Source organism: Pseudoalteromonas sp. UCD-33C (assembly GCF_001306895.1).
GTDB lineage: Bacteria > Pseudomonadota > Gammaproteobacteria > Enterobacterales > Alteromonadaceae > Pseudoalteromonas.
The window spans coordinates 409,311-426,972 of sequence record NZ_LJTB01000002.1; the positions used below are offsets into that span (position 1 = coordinate 409,311).

Below are 17,662 nucleotides of genomic sequence, written 5' to 3' on the forward strand. Positions count from 1 at the left end.
TTAAAATTCTAAAGCGATTAAAGAGCTTCAACTGCCATAGCAACTGCTTCACCACCACCGATACACAGTGAAGCAACACCTTTGCTAAGACCACGATTCTTTAATGCATGAATTAAGGTAACTAAGATACGCGCGCCGCTTGCACCAATTGGGTGACCAAGTGCACAGGCACCACCATTGACGTTTACTTTGCTTTCATCAAGTTTTAACTCGTTAATTGCAAGCATAGTCACCATGGCAAACGCTTCGTTGATTTCCCATAAATCAACATCATTAACAGACCAACCGGCTTTTTCTAAAAGCGATTGCATTGCGCCAACCGGTGCTAGCGTAAATTCGCTTGGTGCTTGTGAATGTGTGCTGTGAGCAACGATACGACACAGTGGTGTTAAACCTTGTGCTTTAGCATCAGATTCACGCATTAACACAAGCGCTGCTGCACCATCAGAAATTGATGACGAGTTTGCAGCTGTAATAGTGCCGTCTTTTTTGAATGCAGGACGTAAACCTGGGATTTTATCAGGACGTGCATTGCCTGGTTGCTCATCAATCGCAACGGTTACATCACCTTTGCGTGTAGAAATAGTGTGCGCGGCAATCTCGTTTGCAAATGCACCTGTTTCAATCGCACTATTCGCTTTAGTCAGTGAGCTAAGTGCAAAGTTATCCATTTGTTCACGACCAATTGAATACTGATCGGCAGTGTCTTGTGCAAAACAACCCATTGCTTTGTTGTCGTAAGCATCTTCAAGGCCATCACACATCATGTGATCTTTTACTTCGCCATGACCCATACGCATACCTGAACGTGCATTTGGTAACATATAAGGGGCATTACTCATGCTTTCCATACCACCAGCAACCGCTGAGTTGATAGAGCCTGATTTAATTAAGTCATGGGCAAACATTGCAGCTTTTAAGCCAGAGCCACATACTTTGTTGATTGTTGTAGCGCCAGTACCTTGATTAAGACCCGCTTTTAACATTGCTTGGCGTGCAGGTGCTTGACCAAGACCAGCTGGTAATACACAGCCCATAATCACTTCATCAATCTTATCGGCAGATAAACCGGCTTGCTCTAAGCTACTTTTAATAGCTGTAGCACCTAAATCAGTTGCGTGTGCACCACTTAGTGCGCCCATAAAACCACCCATAGGGGTACGTTTTGCGGCAACAATAACAACGGCTTCAGTAGTCATAATTGGCTCCATGTAAGTGGTTATCATCATGTGTTCAAATCATGTGTAACCAAACAGTTAATTTGTTATAGTTTAATTTCGATTTAATTCAGCATACATAATATTTACGTTTACGCCAACGTAAATCTAAAATCAACATTTTTGCGGCCGGTAAAACTGTAAACTTATCTGTATTTTGTTGTATGAAAAATCGAACATCTGCTTACAAGGCTAGATAAATAAAGCTTTTCAACAAATCCAACCAGTTATCTTTATAAGTCTAAAGTATAACTCCCAAATCCCCCTTTACCTTTACGTAAACTTCACTTATATTGGTGTTATTCGAATGAGGTAAATAAATCATGAAACAAGACAATCAAACAAACTTTGAAAGCGCAGCAGTTGAACCTGCTAGCAATGAGCAAACGTTTAGTATCAGCGAACTAGCAAAAGAATTTGATATAACGACCCGCTCTATCCGCTTTTATGAAGACCAAGGCCTGATCTCACCTGATCGCAATGGTCAAACCCGTATTTATTCAAAACGCGACAAAGTAAGATTAAAACTTATTCTACGCGGTAAACGCTTAGGTTTTACCTTGGCTGAAACGGGCCGTTTGTTTGAACTTTACGATGCAGATAAATCGAGCGCTAAACAGCTAGTCACTATGCTTGACCTTATCGCAGAGAAAAAAGCGGACCTAAGCCAACAAATGGACGACATTAAAGTTGTACTAATGGAATTGGTGACCGCAGAACGTCGCTGTCGTGAAACCCTTAATAATTTAGACGAATAACCTGACAACAATCTCGTCAACAGACTCTCACAGGAACACACATTATGAGCACTATTTCACTTTATAAAGAAATGAACTTCGGACTTGGCGAAACAGCAGACATGATCCGCGATCACGTTAATAGCTTTGCGAGCCAAGAAATTGCCCCACTTGCAGAACAAACAGATGTAGACAATGCCTTCCCTAATCAACTTTGGCCACAGCTTGGCGAAATGGGTTTATTAGGTATGACAGTGCCTGAAGAATTTGGCGGTGCTGGCCTTGGCTACCTTGAACATGTTATTGCAATGGAAGAAATTAGCCGTGCAAGTGCATCGATTGGTTTAAGTTATGGTGCTCATTCAAATTTATGTGTTAACCAAATTAACCGTAATGGGTCTCAGGCTCAAAAAGAAAAATACCTACCTAAGCTTATCAGCGGTGAGCACATTGGTGCCCTTGCGATGAGTGAGCCAAATGCGGGTTCTGATGTTGTATCAATGAAATTAAAAGCTGAGAAAAAAGGCGATGTATTTGTACTTAACGGTAACAAAATGTGGATCACTAATGGTCCAGATGCCGATACCTTTGTTATCTACGCAAAAACAGATTTAAATGCCGGCCCTAAGGGCATAACAGCGTTCATCGTAGAACGTAACACGCCAGGATTCTCTACTGCACAAAAGCTAGACAAACTTGGTATGCGTGGCTCTAACACCTGTGAATTAGTGTTCGAGAACTGCGAAGTACCAGCAGAAAACATTCTAGGTAACTTAAACGAAGGCGTAAAAGTACTTATGAGTGGCCTTGATTATGAGCGTGTTGTTTTAGCTGCAGGCCCGCTTGGTATTATGCAAGCATGTATGGACATTGTGGTTCCTTATATTCATGAACGTAAACAATTTGATAGCCCAATTGGTCAGTTCCAACTTATTCAAGGCAAAATTGCTGACATGTACACGCAAATGAATGCAGCTCGTTCATACGTTTACACGGTAGCTCGTGCATGTGACCGCGGCGAAACAACGCGTAAAGATGCCGCTGGCGCTATTTTATATGCAGCAGAGCTTGCAACTAAGATGGCCCTAGATGCTATCCAAATCTTAGGTGGTAATGGTTATATCAACGAATATGCGACTGGTCGCTTATTACGTGATGCAAAACTATATGAAATTGGCGCAGGTACTTCAGAAATCCGCCGCATGCTAATTGGTCGCGAATTATTCACTGAAAGCCGATAGGACCTTGTTATGACGATTTTAAAATCGAGTGTAAATCCACACGATCCGCAATTTTTGCAAAATCACGACAACATGGCAGCGCTCGTAAGTGATTTACGTGAAAAAGTAGCTGATATCCGTTTAGGTGGTGGCCCTGCCCTGATTGAGCGCCACCAAGGCCGTGGTAAGTTATTTGTTCGTGACCGTATTGAAACGCTACTTGATGAAGGCTCGCCATTTTTAGAGATTTCTCAATTTGCTGCCTTTGGTGTGTACGAACAAGCTATTCCTTGTGCCGGTGTTGTGGCTGGTATTGGTCGTGTGAAAGGCGTTGAATGTATGATCATCGCCAATGATGCAACCGTAAAAGGCGGTACATACTTTCCACTAACAGTGAAAAAACATCTACGTGCCCAAGATATCGCAGAACGTTGTCATTTACCGTGTATTTATTTAGTTGATTCAGGCGGTGCAAACCTGCCTGAACAAGATGATGTATTTCCTGATAAATTACACTTTGGCCGTATTTTCTATAATCAGGCTCGTATGTCTGGTAAAGGCATTCCACAAATTGCAGTCGTAATGGGTTTATGTACCGCAGGTGGTGCTTATGTACCAGCGATGGCTGATGAGAGTATTATCGTAAAAGAACAAGGCACAATTTTCTTAGCAGGCCCGCCACTGGTTAAAGCAGCTACGGGTGAAGAAGTGAGTGCTGAAGAGCTCGGTGGTGCCGATGTTCACTGTAAAACATCCGGTGTTGCCGACCACTATGCTGAAAACGATGCCCATGCACTTTCTATCGCGCGCCAATGTATTGAACGAATTAATTATCAGCGCCCTACTGCACCGTTACTAGATGATGTTAAACCACCGCGTTACGACATTAACGAAATTTACGGCATTGTGGGTACTGACCTTAAAAAGCCATTTGATGTACGCGAAGTAATTGCCCGTGTTGTTGATGATTCATCTTTTGATGAATTTAAACGCTACTTTGGCGAAACACTAGTAACCGGCTTTGCAAAAATCTTTGGTCACCCTGTCGGTATTGTTGCTAACAACGGCATTTTATTTAGTGAATCAGCGCAAAAAGGCGCGCACTTTATACAACTATGTGCACAACGCAAAATTCCTTTAGTGTTTTTACAAAACATTACTGGCTTTATGGTTGGTAAAAAATACGAAGCCGAAGGTATCGCAAAACATGGTGCGAAAATGGTAACCGCAGTGTCATGTGCTGATGTACCAAAATTCACCGTGCTAATTGGTGGCTCGTATGGCGCAGGTAATTACGGTATGTGTGGCCGCGCGTTTGAACCTACCATGATGTGGATGTGGCCAAATGCCCGTATCTCTGTAATGGGTGGTGAACAAGCAGCAGGCGTTCTTGCACAAGTTAAACAAGATGGTTTAGCCCGTAAAGGCGAAAGCATGACTGATGAACAAGTCAGTGAGTTTAAAAAGCCAATTATCGAGCAATACGAAAAACAAGGTCATCCATATTACGCCAGTGCCCGCCTTTGGGATGATGGCATTATCGATCCTGCTGATACCCGCAATGTATTAGGGCTTGCCTTAAGTGCAGCTAAAAATGCACCAGAGCGCGATTCTCAGTTCGGCGTATTTAGAATGTAATGGAGGCCTTATGTCAGTAACACTCGAAATAACAAAATCAAATGTGGCTGTACTGGTACTAAGTCGCCCAGAAAAACACAATGCATTTAACGAAGAAGTCATCAGTGAGCTGATCCGTTTAATTGAACACGCAAATAGCTGTGATGTGCGCGCACTGGTTTTAAGAACCGAAGGTAAGCACTTCTCTGCTGGCGCTGATTTAAACTGGATGAAGTCGATGGCTGGCAATGACTTTGCAGAAAACTTAGCGGACTCTATGCAGCTAGCAAAGCTTATGAAAGTCCTTGCTACCAGCCCACATCCAACAATTTGTGCCGTACAAGGTGCTGCATTTGGCGGTGCGTTAGGCTTGATTGCGTGTTGTGATATCGCAATTTGCCAAGACGATGCACAGTTTTGCTTAAGTGAAGTAAAGCTGGGTCTTATTCCTGCTGTTATCAGCCCTTATGTCATTAAAGCTATCGGTGAGCGCGCTGCACGTCGTTATTTTTTAACGGCAGAGATTTTTGACGCGCATACAGCTAAGCAACTGGGTTTAATTCACCAGATCACCGGCGATTTACAAACAGCGCTCGATAAACACTTACAAAACCTTGTTAACAATGGCCCTATTGCTGTTAAAGCAGCAAAGCAGCTAATCAATGATGTCTCTGGCAACGTAATAGATGATGCACTGATTGAGTTAACCGCAGAGCGTATTGCACGCATTCGTGTATCTGAAGAAGGCCAAGAAGGCCTGACTGCATTTTTTGAAAAACGTGCCCCTAACTGGCAGAAATAGGAACCATTATGACAACAAAATCATTGAAAAAAATTCTCGTTGCCAACCGTGGTGAAATTGCCTGCCGAGTTATGCGTACAGCAAAGCAAATGGGCTTAACAACGGTTGCAGTGTACTCAGATGCCGATAAACATGCTCAACACGTAAAGCTTGCTGATGAGGCGTATCATATTGGCCCTGCGCCAAGTAAAGACTCATACTTAGTGGCAGACAAAATCATCGATGTTGCAAAACAAGCTGGTGTTGATTGTATTCACCCTGGCTATGGTTTTTTATCAGAGAACTGTGACTTTGCGCTCGCGTGTGAGAAAAATGATATCGCCTTTATAGGCCCGCCAGCATCAAGCATTGAAGCCATGGGCTCAAAAACCCGCGCTAAAGAAATTATGTATCAAGCAAATGTACCTTTAGTGCCTGGTTACTATGGTGACAACCAAGATACTGAGTTCTTACAAGCCGAAGCTGAAAAAATTGGTTACCCGGTACTGATTAAAGCGGCTTTTGGTGGCGGTGGTAAAGGTATGCGAGTTGTAGAACACGCAAAAGATTTTATCAGTGCACTTGAAGGCGCAAAACGTGAAGCAAAAGCTGGTTTTGGTAACGATTTAGTACTGTTAGAGCGCTATGTCACCAAACCTCGCCATGTTGAAGTACAAGTTTTTGCCGATAGCCATGGTAACTGTGTGTACTTAGGCGACCGTGACTGCTCTTTACAGCGTCGTCACCAAAAAGTAATTGAAGAAGCCCCTGCTCCGGGTTTATCTGATGAACTTCGTAAAGAAATGGGTGAAGCCGCGGTGCGTTGTGCCCAAGCGATTAACTATCGCGGTGCTGGTACGGTTGAGTTTTTATTATGCGGTGATGAATTCTTTTTCATGGAAATGAACACCCGTTTACAAGTAGAGCACCCAGTAACAGAAATGGTAACCGGTGTTGATTTGGTGAATTGGCAAATCAATATTGCGGCAGGTGAAGTTTTACCACTTAGCCAAGCAGATATTCAGCTACAAGGTCACAGCTTTGAAGCGCGTATTTATGCTGAAGATCCAAGTAATGACTTTATTCCGTGTTCTGGTCACATTGATGCCCTATTTACACCGAACGAATCTGAATTTGTTCGAATAGATACAGGGATTGCAGCGGGTGATGAAATCAGCCCGTTTTACGACCCTATGATTGCTAAGTTAATTGTGCATGACGATAACCGTGAGGCAGCGCTTGGGCGTTTAGCAAAAGCGCTAGAGCAATTCCACCTAGCAGGTTTTAGCTGTAACGTTAATTTCTTATTTAACCTTGCTAACCACCCTACTTTTCAAGCTGGTGCACCTGATACGCACTTTATTGAAGACCAAGGTGAACGCCTTGTTGCTAAAAACGAGCAACAGTCTGTTATTGCAAGCGTTGTGGCAGCCTATGCGTATGCACACCAACTAAAAGGTGAAAGCAGCAGCCCATGGCAACAATTAACAGGCTTTATGCTAAACAGTGACGCTAAAACAACAATTCCGTTTGTGGATTTAAACGTTCATGCGGTTAAGACCTCAGATGGCTTTAAAATCAGCCTAAATGAAGTTGACTATACAACCTCGGGCAAGGTTGAAAATGGCCTTGCAAACCTAGTCGTTAATGGCGAAAAAGTTGTAGCTCATATTAATCAAACAGACTCTCACATCACAGTGATGTACAAAGCACAGCAAAAGGTGCTAGAGCTGATTGATAAACACTATATTAGTGAACACGAAAGTGATGCATTGCCACTAGCTGCACCACTCAATGGTACTGTTGTTAAACATTTAGTTGAGGTAGGTACTACTGTCGCTAAAGGTGACGCTGTTGTCATCATTGAAGCGATGAAAATGGAATACACCCTTAATGCCCCGCATGATGGTGTATTAACGAGCTATTGCTTTGCTGAAGGTGAACTGGTGAGTCACGGTGATATGCTCGCGATTGTTGAAGAGCCGGAGGCGTAATGGCACAGTTTCCTGATTTTGTTCGCATTGTAGAAGTTGGCGCCAGAGACGGTTTGCAAAATGAAGCCGCCGTTAGCACGCAAGATAAAGTCGCTCTTATCAACGCCCTTGCAGATGCTGGGCTTAAAGATATTGAAGCAGGCGCCTTTGTGTCACCTAAATGGGTGCCACAAATGGCTGACTCAAGCGATGTAATTAGCGCGTTAAATTTGCCTAATGTTAACTTAAGTGCCCTCACCCCAAATTTACGGGGTGCAGAGGCGGCAAAACAAGTCGGCATACAAGAATTTGCAATCTTTACAGCAGCAAGTGAAGCGTTTTGTCAAAAGAACATTAACTGCTCTATTGATGAAAGTATTGACCGCTTTAAAGATGTAATGGATTTTGCCAAAGCGAATAACATTCGTGTTAGAGGTTATGTTAGCTGCGTTATGGGTTGTCCATATCAAGGTGATGTCGACTACAATGATGTATTAAAAGTATCAGAGCGATTATTAGAGCTAGGTTGTTACGAAATTAGCCTTGGCGACACCATTGGTGTAGGTACGGCGAAAAAAGTCGATGAGTTATTAGATTTACTCTTGCAACATATTGATAAATCAAAACTCGCTGTACATTTTCACGACACTTACGGACAAGCGCTCACAAATATTTACACCGCCCTAACACGCGGTATAGCAACGGTTGATAGTGCTGTTGCAGGCCTTGGTGGCTGCCCTTATGCCAAAGGTGCGTCAGGAAATGTTGCCACTGAAGATGTAGTTTACTTACTACAAGGGCTTGGCATAGAGCATGGAATTGATTTAGAAAGACTGGCGAAAGCTGGTTGGGCTATTTGCAGTGCACTAAATAAACAACCTGTCAGCAAGGTATCACTTGCTCTAAAGAACACTCAGAATAATTAAGGAGTAGGCTCATGGCCGGTTTCGATAAAGTGGTTTCAAGTTATGAAGCTGCAATGGAAGGTTTAAAAGATGGCGATACTATTATCGCTGGTGGCTTTGGCTTGTGCGGTATTCCTGAAGGACTTATCAGTGAAATTAAGCGTAAACAGACTAAAAATCTAACCGTTGTTTCGAACAACTGCGGTGTTGATGATTTTGGTTTAGGGGTTTTACTTCATGATAAGCAAATTAAAAAAATCATCGCTTCTTATGTGGGTGAAAATGCGCTATTCGAAAAACAACTACTCGATGGCGAAATTGATGTTGTTTTAACACCACAAGGGACACTCGCTGAGAAGATGCGCGCTGGTGGTGCGGGTATTCCTGCGTTTTATACAGCTACAGGTTACGGTACTCCTGTTGCCGAAGGTAAAGAAGTCAAAGAATTTGATGGTCGCCCATATATCTTAGAAGAGTCAATTACAGGTGAGTTTGCTATTGTTAAAGCATGGAAAGCTGACCGCTACGGTAATCTTGTATTTCGCCACACAGCAATGAACTTCAACCCGATGGCCGCGACAGCAGGTAAAATTACTGTTGCTGAAGTTGAAGAAATTGTTGAGCCAGGTGAACTTGAACCAAGCCAAATTCATACCCCAGGTATTTATGTTAATCGCGTGATCAAAGGCGACTTTGAAAAACGCATTGAACGTGTAACAACTCGCGATTAAGGAGTAATAAAATGGCATTATCACGTGAACAAGTTGCAATGCGTGTTGCACAAGAACTACAAGATGGCTATTACGTAAACCTAGGTATTGGTATCCCTACTCTGGTTGCTAACTATGTACCTGACGGTATCGAAGTTATGTTGCAGTCTGAAAATGGCTTATTAGGTATGGGTGCGTACCCAACCAAAGACCAAGTTGATGCAGATATGATCAACGCGGGTAAAGAAACCGTGACAGCAGCCACAGGTGCAGCAATATTTAATAGTGCAGATAGTTTTGCCATGATACGGGGTGGTCATGTAGACTTAACAGTATTAGGTGCATTTGAAGTTGACCAGAACGGTAACATCGCATCGTGGATGATCCCAAAAAAGCTAATTAAAGGCATGGGTGGCGCGATGGACCTCGTTGCTGGCGCGAAGAATATTATTGTTACGATGACTCATGCAAGCAAGCATGGCGACTCTAAGTTATTAGAAAGTTGCACTTTACCGCTAACTGGGGTTAACTGTGTAAAGAAAATCGTAACTGATTTAGCCGTACTAGAAGTTAAAGACGGCGCATTTCATCTAATCGAACGCGCTCCAGGCGTGTCGGTAGATGAAATTATTAGCAAAACGGCAGGCAAATTGCTTGTTGAAGGTGATGTTCCAGAGATGGCTTTTTAAGCCACTCACATCCCATGTACCGACCTCATTCCCAGTGCCAATGGCGCTGAGTTACCCAAAATCCCTCGCAAGAGGGATTTTTTTTATCTAAAGTCAGCCTTTCGCCGCACCATTTTGTCACATAAATAGTATAAAATGCCCTGCTTTAGTGAATTGGCAGTATCTAATACTGAGACTATGACGAAATAGCTAAAACTGCTAAGATCACTTTTATACTAAACATTTGCCTAAACATAGATTAAACGAGCGATTCACGATTGTTTTTTATACAATATGGCAAGAGTTAGCTATATTCATTCTTTACTCTCTATTTTTTTACATTTTGGGATAATAATTGCTTAGCAGTTAATTAACTAACAAGCGCTATTGAGACTTACTGAAATTAACTATGCAAACACCTATTCGTGGCCTACGCTCATTTTGTTTTGCTGCACGCACCCTTAGCTTTAAAGATGCTGCAAACCAACTTTACCTTACACCGTCTGCCGTAAGCCATCAGATCAAACAATTAGAAGAACAATTGGGTATTGAACTATTTGAACGTCAAACCCGCTCTATCCGCCTAACTGCTGCGGGGAAGAATTTTTATGACTCTGTATCACCGCTGATCAAAGCGCTAGAAAAAACCATCAATGAATTTAGTCAGTTACAAGAAAACGTAACGATCAGTATTACGCTACCTGAGTTTTTTGCCAGTGAGCTTTTAATGCCAAAACTGAGCGAATGGACCAGTGAGCACCCAAATACAAACTTACAGCTTAATACCTTAAAAACGCGTAAAGAGCTGACTAAGCAAAGCGATTTGTCGATTGTATTATCTTCATCTAAACCGCACGAAGGCGTTGTACATGAGCTATTTTCGCTATCGTATACACCAGCTTGCAATAAAGAAAACTGGCAAGCATGGCAAGAAAACCCGTTTCAGGCATTAAATGAAGTACCTCTTATACTTCATAAAGCGCGTCCTTGGGCTTGGCACCAATGGGCAGAGCATGCTGGTATTGAAGACTTTGCACCAAAGCAAATTATTCAAGTTGATAGTATGTTTGGTGTGGCACGTGCCGCGCAACAGGGTATGGGTATTGCCCTAATCCCCTTACCTATCAGTCAGACTTGGTTTGATGAGCAGTGGTTATTTAATTTCACCGATATGCCATTAAAAACAAAAGATAAATATTACTTAGTGCAACACGATCCTAGCGAAACCAATGCACAATTAGAACTATTTATAAAATGGATGATTGATACTTTTAAACATCTAAAATAATAGATAAAAGACCCTCAATTTTGTTGAGGGTCTTTTATTGCTAATTTAACTTTTCGCCTTGGTTATTAAAATACTCACTTTGTTTTCACCTATTTCGAAAGAAGCCTGTTTACCATATTCCACAATAAAAGAAGGTGTAAAATAGCTGCCAGCGAGTGTGATTGATGTTTCTACAGCCGCCGTATTCTCTTTTTGTGGTGTAACTTTAACTTCATAGCTAAACCCCTCACCTATAGAGATGGTTACAGGTTGTTTTTCTTCCACCAGCATTACTGGCGATGCTAGAAGCTCATTCGCTCTATAAACAGCAGTTTCAACTTGAAAACTATCAGCTGCGAAACAGTTCGATGATGCTAGTAATACCCCAGCTACTAAACCTAACTGTTTGTTCATATTTATTTCCTTATCTCATTTATAGAGTTTATCCGTAATTAATATCAGTTAGTACGTTTATTTGATACACGGAAATTTCTGAATGTTAACTACCTCTATCAAAGCTCTCGATAATACACATCAATGGTATGTGATATAGCTTCATAGCTGTTATTTTCGTGTTTAAAACACGCTTTTCTTAGTTCCTTCTCTTCGTAGTTTTTACCTGCTACTACGACTTGATCTAAAGTTTGAGAACTTGCACAGAATTGCTGTTTTGAAATTGTTTCTATTATAACTGATTCAGCTTTTGAGCGCGGTAATGAACTAGGGTTAGGATTTTGCTTCATGCCTTCAAGTAACTGAGCTTTAGTAACAGGTACAGTATCTGACCCTATGCCTGGAATATGCAATGTTTGTCTAATCGTATAGTTTTTACTTAATAATGGCGTAAACAAAGATACATCATTGCTCAAATAAGCCTGCTCAAAATTAAGATAAACAGCGACTTTATCTTCAGCTGCATTGGCAATAACAGGTCCTAAAAGTAACAACGCAAATATCAGTTTCATGGTTATACGCTTATTCTAAATAAATTAAGTCATCAACTATACATACCATCATAAAGTACCGATTTTATTTTTAATTAACAACAATTTGTTTGTTTTGCGTACTCTGCCCCTTTATTTTTCTTTATCGTTAACATTAGCTATTTAAACCCCGTGTCTACTTTATCGGGGTCAGATCACAGACCTGACAGCTATAAGACTAACTCACTACATTAGACTAAAGTCTATAGGTTAAATTTCTTCATCTATTAGGTCATTTTTTATCGTTTGTTGAATTTGCGCTGTTCAATTAAAGTTCATTTGTCGGCGATTGATACCGATTCAAATAGAGGAAAAGATTATGTTTAGTACACTTATGAAACGCGTTGCACTTAGCTCTTTATTAACTTGTTCAGCTATGGCAGTGGCTGATCAGAGTGACTACAAATTGATGGTAATTGACCAATCTATCACTGCTGATGTTGCAGATAACCGTCAATACGAACAAGCATTTAATGACTGTGCTTTGAGTGTTAAAGAGAAAAAATTCTCTGAAGCTGAAACATTATGCTCAAAAGCAATCAGCTTACTAAGTACGAGTAAAGTACCTAGCTATAAACGTCGCGAACTAACGTCATTTACGTTAAGTAACCGTGGTGTTGCACGCATCATGTCTGAAAACGACACTGCTGCATTGTCAGACTTTTACGAAGCAGTACAAATTTCAGGGAACGAGTTAGTTGAGCACAACTTAACTCGTGCGAAAAAGAACTTAGCTTTATAAGTTCTCACAGATTTGTGTTGTCTCAAAACCCAGCTTAGGCTGGGTTTTGTCGTTTAGGTGTTTAGTTTTTTAGCCTTCCGCTTTTATTAATAAATCAAGCTCTTTTAGTAATAAGCTCTCTACTGTCTGTTTATCCATTTTAGCCAATTGCTCTAAGCTGTAATTTTTGCCAATTTCTTTAGCTAAAATAAATCCTAGGTAATAACCTCTTCGCTATGGCAGCTTTGTCTCGTCCTTTGCGAAGTTGAAAAATGAAGAATATATTTCAGGTTTTTTTGAATAAAACTTTTTCTTGAGGTCAACGAGAGAATCGAGCTGTCTTGAGCGAATCTTTTTCACCAGATTGCTAGGTATGTTTAGCATCAATTCATCATCACTGGCTGACGGAGTTAATTTATATGAAACGTAAGTAGCTAACCCCTCAGTCCAAATAGAGCACCATAGCTCATCCTTACATTGAAATAATTTTTCATGGTAAACATGAAATAACTCGTGATGAAAAAATGGCGTATCGTTTTTCCAGGTATGATATTTGGCCATAAGGTCTACACCAAACATTAAGTAAGACTTACCATTTAACTCTCGCGTTGCCCCATTGAACCTTCCTAACGAGTGAAGTATGTAAATGGGGGTTTCAGATTTGAAATCAGGGAAAGTAGCAATAAATGATTCCATACTGCTGTTTAAATCTTTTGATAAATGCTTATTTTTTGAGTGATAAACCTCTTCAATTGCACTAAAACCCGCAATAGCTTTTAAAAAGCTTTTATCACTATAAAAAGGTGCAAATTGAGAGGTGAAATGTTGAGAAAACTGCTCTGCTCTATTTTCTGCAGTCAACGTATTGCTTGACTGATATAAAGTATAAAAATCATCTGCGAGATTAATGACTTCGAAATCAGCTGACTGGTTGTTAGCAAGCGTCTTAAATGAAAGCACTCCAGATATGAGACTGGAGAGTAAAAGAAATTTAGATAACTTTTTGCATAATTATAGTTAAAAATATTTGTTAGGTCAGTAGTCTATTGTGACGATATCTCAATACTCGAGGAAATATAACCGTTAATAATCTCGATTTGAGAAGGTAGACCATAGATAGGCTCTGAAACAGCTTGAATTGGAAAGTTTAGTTTTGGTAAATCAATTGTATTAGGTGTTGATATGCCAAACCAAAAGCCAACTGGTTCATCATCAACAAACATACATGGTTGCGTATACTCAATCCCGGCTAAGCCGATATGAATGTAACCCAAGAATTTATTGCCAATAGCATCAGTAAACTGTGATTTTACAAGTAACTGATTATTTGGGTTTAGTGTATCAGCTTCAGAGGCTGGTGTTACAATGGTTTCATCAACTGAATCATCCTTACAATACTTAAAAAGCCAAACAGCATGTTCATTAAGATCTTGAACAGTAATTTCCCAACAAAATTTATCCATGACTTCCCTTGAGTTGTTTCGCCAACTTAATTAGCTTTAACGGTAGGTTAAAATGAGTGCAAAGCGAACTGAATTCAAATTTTCTAATCTTATCGGTATGTTAGAGACAAAGTTTTTTATTTAACGTGAATCCAATTTGGTTTATCTCTTGCCATTAAACCAAATTTTTTCGCTATAATAACAATATCATCGGCTTTGCCTGATATTTCACCTTCAAACCAATGATCCCACTCAAATTTAAGTACACGATTTTCTTTTACTAGCTTAACCTTACCGTAATCAATCCATGCATCAAAATTATCGTATTCATAAGTTTTAACCCAGCCATTTTTCAGGCAAAAGTCTAATATATTTATAAAATCATCAGTTTTTATATCCTGTATAATTTTTAAGCCAAATACTTTAAATTTAGAATCTATAGCTTTTCTAACAAGCAATACGATTAGCTTCATGAACCACCAAGAGTTTTTTAACAGGCATATTGAGCACTTTGAACAATTCGACAGAATATTACTTAAAAGACAATTTTTAACAAAGTTACTTACCTTTTGCTACTGTTCTAACAGTACGGCCGCGTCCCTTAAACCTAAATAACATTTGTACATGAAGTGACGGCATTAAATTATCAGCACTCAGCTAAGCTATTTTGACTTTCCAATACAGGAATAAAACAACTTCACCTCCTCTACACCACAGTAAAAACCTGAACCCTGAGTAATTACTCTATAGATTAAATTTCTTCATCTATCAGTTTTAATTTAATCGTTTGTTTAGCTTATAGGAATATTTTAAAGTTCACTCGTTGGCAAGAAACACCAACTTATTCAGAGGAAAACTATCATGTTAAAAACACTTGTAAAAACTATTGCACTTAGCTCTTTATTAACTTGCTCAGCGATGGCAGTAGCCGACCAAGCTGATTATAAACTGATGGTTATTGAGCAAGCTCAATCTAACGACAATGCAACTAGCCAATACGAAACTGCCTTCAACCGCTGTGCATTAAGCGTTAAAGAAAAGAATTTTTCAGAAGCGGAAAGCCTGTGTACACAAGCAATTTCTCTTCTAAGTACAAGTAAAGTACCAGGTTACAAACGCCGTGAACTAACATCGTTTGCACTTAGTAACCGTGGTATTGCACGCATCATGTCTGAAAACGATACTGCTGCTCTTTCTGACTTTTATGAAGCAGTACAAATTTCTAAAAACGAACTTGTTAACCACAACTTAAGCCGCGCAAAACAAAACCTAGCGCTGTAAAAGTTACCCCCAACCAAATTGTTGTCGAAAGCCCGGTTCTTGTGTGTTCTGACCGGGCTTTTTTTCGTCTAAAATATCTGCGTTATAGAATACTTTTCTTCACCTTATGGGTGCGATTATATCGTTTGTCAGTTTTATACCCTGTTTTCTAACTTTATAGAGTAAGCACAACGCTTACGCTAACAAGGAGAAAACAATGTTTAAATTAAATCTTAAACCCTGCCTGTGGTTAATATTATTTGTTTGTTCAAATTTTGTATTCGCCAACAACAACGACTTTAAACTCATGGTTGTTGACGATAACGCAAGCTCAAAAGCAATTATGCAAGGCAACTTTGCAAATTCATTAGAGACAATGAACGAAGCTAACAACTATATCGTGCCGTTTAACCGCTGTGTTGCGAGTGTGAAACTGAAGCAGTTTGATAAAGCTGATCAAGATTGCTCTCAAGCAATCGCGATGCTTAAAAAGGTCAATGCCTCGCACTATAAGCGTAATGAACTGACATCTTATGCATTAAGTAATAGAGGTATTGCCAGACTAATGGCGAAAAATGATACGGCAGCCATTGCCGATTTCTATGAGGCTGTGCAGCTAAATAATAACGAGCTGGTGTCGTTTAACTTAAATCTCGCTAAACAGGAATTAAAATTGTGGTAAAAAGTCATCAGGCTAAAAGAAAACCAGCCATGTCGGCTGGTTTTCTTACGTCAGTTACCTTTTAAGATTTATCTCTTGGCACAAAATCAAGCACTGTAGCATTTATGCAGTATCTATCTTTACCTCTTGGCCCTTCACCAGGGAACAAATGACCTAAATGAATACCCGAGCTTTTTGATTTAAGCTCAATACGTTGCATGCCATAACTGTTGTCTTCATGCATAGTTACACTGTCTTTTACTGGATGTGTAAAAGAAAGCCAGCCAGTGCCTGAGTTAAATCTATCTCGGGTATCGAATAGCGGCGCTCCACTTAGCTTATCAATAAAAATACCGTCGGGTGTATTTTTAAAGATATCGTACTGCTTACAAAATGGGCTGTCAGTTCTGGCATGAAATGCCACTCTAAAAGCTTCACTGTCACCTAGTTTAAATGCGCCTAAGGCTTTGTAAAACTCATCTTTACTGACATAGCCTTGGCGACCATAAACCTCTTCGCCATTTTCTATAAATAATAACGTGGGTGTTGCCCAAGTCGGCGTTTTAACCGTTAAGCCATCAAGTTGATCAGCATATCGAAAGGTCATTGGTATCGAACCCATGTACTCATTAGCTACCTCTTTTTTAAACTTTTCACAGTATGGGCAATAACCTTTTGCATCTATCACTACAATTTGCTTACCTGCCAATAAGGCTGTGTTATCAACCTGCTGTTTTTCTACTGGTGTGAATACAACGCCCGTTGAATGATCCGGGCAATAGCCATTAGGGTTTTTCTTTAAATAATCTTGGTGATAATCCTCAGCGGCATAAAATGCATCAAGCGGTTTTATCACAGTTACAATCTTGCCGTAGCCTGCTGCTGTTAATTTGCTTTGGTATTCATCTTTAAGTTTATTCGCAACTTCTTGTTGCTCATTATTACTTACCAAAATTGTTGAGCGGTATTGAGTACCAACATCATTCCCTTGGCGATTTAGCTGAGTTGGATCATGATTTTCAAAATAATGCTTTAACAGTGATTGTGTTGTTAACTCGTTGCTGTTGTATGTCACTTTAACAACTTCTGCATAATTGTTTTTATCAAAGCGTCGTGAGCTACGTGTTATGTTCTTGTAGGTCGCTTTAAATCCATGCCCATCGGCATAGCCAGATACCGCATCCAATACACCATCCAGTGCTTCGTATCGTTTTTCTGCTCCCCAAAAGCAACCTGAACCAAGCACAATGGTTTCAATATGCCCTGTCGCGTTATCTGGCATTGTGTCAGCTTTAATTGGGCTGGTGGTAAAAATGGCACTGCAAGTGAATAGTGTCAGTAACATCGACTTAATTGTCATACTAATTTCCTCTTAAAAGCCTGTATTTAAGACAGACCGAGCATAGGTATTAATAATTTCAACTTAAACGCATGCAAACAGCGATTCACCGCTAACAATTTAACTCTTAACCTTATTTACGGTAAAAAACAGCTTTTTAA

The 17,662-nt window shown here is 40.2% G+C and carries 19 protein-coding genes; 12 read left to right on the top strand and 7 right to left on the bottom strand.

Going from position 1 to position 17,662, the window contains the following annotated elements; all coding sequences use genetic code 11:
* Positions 1–17: 17 nt before the first annotated feature.
* Entirely contained in the window at positions 18–1,199 is a 1,182-nt protein-coding gene (locus AOG26_RS05160) for a thiolase family protein (protein ID WP_054561518.1), read from the bottom strand.
* 341 nt (positions 1,200–1,540) lie between these two features.
* Between AOG26_RS05160 and AOG26_RS05165 the strand changes: the two genes are divergently transcribed.
* The 9 genes from AOG26_RS05165 to AOG26_RS05205 all read left to right on the top strand — a co-directional run bounded on the left by AOG26_RS05165 (position 1,541) and on the right by AOG26_RS05205 (position 11,116).
* Positions 1,541–1,975 (top strand): MerR family transcriptional regulator, encoded by a 435-nt coding sequence (locus AOG26_RS05165; protein WP_054553803.1) that lies wholly within the window; start codon positions 1,541–1,543, stop codon positions 1,973–1,975.
* Positions 1,976–2,019: 44 nt separating this feature from the next.
* Positions 2,020–3,195 (top strand): isovaleryl-CoA dehydrogenase, encoded by a 1,176-nt coding sequence (locus AOG26_RS05170; RefSeq protein WP_054561519.1) that lies wholly within the window; start codon positions 2,020–2,022, stop codon positions 3,193–3,195.
* Between the two features lie 9 nt (positions 3,196–3,204).
* On the top strand, positions 3,205–4,812 hold the full coding sequence (locus AOG26_RS05175; protein WP_054561520.1) for a carboxyl transferase domain-containing protein: 1,608 nt from the start codon (positions 3,205–3,207) through the stop codon (positions 4,810–4,812).
* Between the two features lie 10 nt (positions 4,813–4,822).
* Entirely contained in the window at positions 4,823–5,593 is a 771-nt protein-coding gene (locus tag AOG26_RS05180) for an enoyl-CoA hydratase/isomerase family protein (RefSeq protein WP_054561521.1), read from the top strand.
* Positions 5,594–5,601: 8 nt separating this feature from the next.
* Positions 5,602–7,566 carry an acetyl/propionyl/methylcrotonyl-CoA carboxylase subunit alpha gene (locus AOG26_RS05185; protein WP_054561522.1) on the top strand — a complete coding sequence of 655 codons (1,965 nt, stop codon included), beginning with the start codon at positions 5,602–5,604 and terminating at the stop codon, positions 7,564–7,566.
* Entirely contained in the window at positions 7,566–8,471 is a 906-nt protein-coding gene (locus tag AOG26_RS05190; protein WP_054561523.1) for a hydroxymethylglutaryl-CoA lyase, read from the top strand. The genes AOG26_RS05185 and AOG26_RS05190 overlap by 1 nt, the downstream gene beginning before the upstream one ends.
* An 11-nt stretch (positions 8,472–8,482) precedes the next feature.
* Positions 8,483–9,181: a CoA transferase subunit A gene (locus AOG26_RS05195; protein WP_054553797.1), complete on the top strand. Its 699-nt coding sequence runs from the start codon at positions 8,483–8,485 to the stop codon at positions 9,179–9,181.
* Between the two features lie 11 nt (positions 9,182–9,192).
* Positions 9,193–9,849 carry a 3-oxoacid CoA-transferase subunit B gene (locus AOG26_RS05200; RefSeq protein WP_054561524.1) on the top strand — a complete coding sequence of 219 codons (657 nt, stop codon included), beginning with the start codon at positions 9,193–9,195 and terminating at the stop codon, positions 9,847–9,849.
* Between the two features lie 388 nt (positions 9,850–10,237).
* Positions 10,238–11,116, top strand: a complete 879-nt coding sequence (locus tag AOG26_RS05205) for a LysR family transcriptional regulator (protein ID WP_054561525.1) — start codon at positions 10,238–10,240, stop codon at positions 11,114–11,116.
* Positions 11,117–11,161: 45 nt separating this feature from the next.
* Here AOG26_RS05205 and AOG26_RS05210 read toward each other — a convergent pair whose 3' ends face one another.
* A complete protein-coding gene (locus tag AOG26_RS05210; RefSeq protein WP_054561526.1) occupies positions 11,162–11,509 on the bottom strand; it encodes a hypothetical protein in 348 nt (115 codons plus the stop codon).
* A 98-nt stretch (positions 11,510–11,607) separates the two neighbouring features.
* Entirely contained in the window at positions 11,608–12,060 is a 453-nt protein-coding gene (locus AOG26_RS05215) for a hypothetical protein (protein WP_054561527.1), read from the bottom strand.
* A gap of 337 nt (positions 12,061–12,397) precedes the next feature.
* Here AOG26_RS05215 and AOG26_RS05220 point away from each other — a divergent pair, with 337 nt between their 5' ends.
* On the top strand, positions 12,398–12,820 hold the full coding sequence (locus tag AOG26_RS05220; protein ID WP_054561528.1) for a hypothetical protein: 423 nt from the start codon (positions 12,398–12,400) through the stop codon (positions 12,818–12,820).
* Positions 12,821–13,033: 213 nt separating this feature from the next.
* On the opposite strand, the gene AOG26_RS05225 is transcribed toward AOG26_RS05220, so the two are convergent.
* The 3 genes from AOG26_RS05225 to AOG26_RS05235 form a co-directional block, all read right to left on the bottom strand.
* The gene (locus AOG26_RS05225) at positions 13,034–13,660 is read right to left on the bottom strand and encodes a hypothetical protein (protein ID WP_054561529.1); all 627 of its coding nucleotides are present in this window, start codon (positions 13,658–13,660) and stop codon (positions 13,034–13,036) included.
* Between the two features lie 182 nt (positions 13,661–13,842).
* Positions 13,843–14,262, bottom strand: coding sequence for a hypothetical protein (locus tag AOG26_RS05230; RefSeq protein ID WP_054561530.1), 420 nt, complete (start codon positions 14,260–14,262; stop codon positions 13,843–13,845).
* A 116-nt stretch (positions 14,263–14,378) separates the two neighbouring features.
* Positions 14,379–14,714, bottom strand: coding sequence for a hypothetical protein (locus AOG26_RS05235; RefSeq protein WP_054561531.1), 336 nt, complete (start codon positions 14,712–14,714; stop codon positions 14,379–14,381).
* Positions 14,715–15,102: 388 nt separating this feature from the next.
* Between AOG26_RS05235 and AOG26_RS05240 the strand changes: the two genes are divergently transcribed.
* Both AOG26_RS05240 and AOG26_RS05245 read left to right on the top strand, forming a co-directional pair.
* Entirely contained in the window at positions 15,103–15,522 is a 420-nt protein-coding gene (locus tag AOG26_RS05240; RefSeq protein WP_054561532.1) for a hypothetical protein, read from the top strand.
* Between the two features lie 196 nt (positions 15,523–15,718).
* Positions 15,719–16,183 carry a hypothetical protein gene (locus AOG26_RS05245; RefSeq protein WP_054561533.1) on the top strand — a complete coding sequence of 155 codons (465 nt, stop codon included), beginning with the start codon at positions 15,719–15,721 and terminating at the stop codon, positions 16,181–16,183.
* A 61-nt stretch (positions 16,184–16,244) separates the two neighbouring features.
* Here the strand turns inward: AOG26_RS05245 and msrA are convergent, their stop codons facing one another.
* Positions 16,245–17,522, bottom strand: coding sequence for a peptide-methionine (S)-S-oxide reductase MsrA (gene msrA / locus AOG26_RS05250; protein ID WP_054561534.1), 1,278 nt, complete (start codon positions 17,520–17,522; stop codon positions 16,245–16,247).
* Positions 17,523–17,662: the final 140 nt, after the last annotated feature.

What these genes read in the sequence shown, in the direction of transcription:
- AOG26_RS05220 (WP_054561528.1), top strand. Translation starts at nt 12,398, where the DNA reads ATGTTTAGTACACTTATGAAACGCGTTGCACTTAGCTCTTTATTAACT.
- AOG26_RS05235 (WP_054561531.1), bottom strand. Translation starts at nt 14,714, where the DNA reads ATGAAGCTAATCGTATTGCTTGTTAGAAAAGCTATAGATTCTAAATTT.
- AOG26_RS05215 (WP_054561527.1), bottom strand. Translation starts at nt 12,060, where the DNA reads ATGAAACTGATATTTGCGTTGTTACTTTTAGGACCTGTTATTGCCAAT.
- AOG26_RS05245 (WP_054561533.1), top strand. Translation starts at nt 15,719, where the DNA reads ATGTTTAAATTAAATCTTAAACCCTGCCTGTGGTTAATATTATTTGTT.
- AOG26_RS05230 (WP_054561530.1), bottom strand. Translation starts at nt 14,262, where the DNA reads ATGGATAAATTTTGTTGGGAAATTACTGTTCAAGATCTTAATGAACAT.
- AOG26_RS05205 (WP_054561525.1), top strand. Translation starts at nt 10,238, where the DNA reads ATGCAAACACCTATTCGTGGCCTACGCTCATTTTGTTTTGCTGCACGC.
- AOG26_RS05190 (WP_054561523.1), top strand. Translation starts at nt 7,566, where the DNA reads ATGGCACAGTTTCCTGATTTTGTTCGCATTGTAGAAGTTGGCGCCAGA.
- AOG26_RS05165 (WP_054553803.1), top strand. Translation starts at nt 1,541, where the DNA reads ATGAAACAAGACAATCAAACAAACTTTGAAAGCGCAGCAGTTGAACCT.
- AOG26_RS05170 (WP_054561519.1), top strand. Translation starts at nt 2,020, where the DNA reads ATGAGCACTATTTCACTTTATAAAGAAATGAACTTCGGACTTGGCGAA.
- AOG26_RS05240 (WP_054561532.1), top strand. Translation starts at nt 15,103, where the DNA reads ATGTTAAAAACACTTGTAAAAACTATTGCACTTAGCTCTTTATTAACT.
- AOG26_RS05180 (WP_054561521.1), top strand. Translation starts at nt 4,823, where the DNA reads ATGTCAGTAACACTCGAAATAACAAAATCAAATGTGGCTGTACTGGTA.
- AOG26_RS05185 (WP_054561522.1), top strand. Translation starts at nt 5,602, where the DNA reads ATGACAACAAAATCATTGAAAAAAATTCTCGTTGCCAACCGTGGTGAA.
- msrA (WP_054561534.1), bottom strand. Translation starts at nt 17,522, where the DNA reads ATGACAATTAAGTCGATGTTACTGACACTATTCACTTGCAGTGCCATT.
- AOG26_RS05210 (WP_054561526.1), bottom strand. Translation starts at nt 11,509, where the DNA reads ATGAACAAACAGTTAGGTTTAGTAGCTGGGGTATTACTAGCATCATCG.
- AOG26_RS05200 (WP_054561524.1), top strand. Translation starts at nt 9,193, where the DNA reads ATGGCATTATCACGTGAACAAGTTGCAATGCGTGTTGCACAAGAACTA.
- AOG26_RS05160 (WP_054561518.1), bottom strand. Translation starts at nt 1,199, where the DNA reads ATGACTACTGAAGCCGTTGTTATTGTTGCCGCAAAACGTACCCCTATG.
- AOG26_RS05195 (WP_054553797.1), top strand. Translation starts at nt 8,483, where the DNA reads ATGGCCGGTTTCGATAAAGTGGTTTCAAGTTATGAAGCTGCAATGGAA.
- AOG26_RS05175 (WP_054561520.1), top strand. Translation starts at nt 3,205, where the DNA reads ATGACGATTTTAAAATCGAGTGTAAATCCACACGATCCGCAATTTTTG.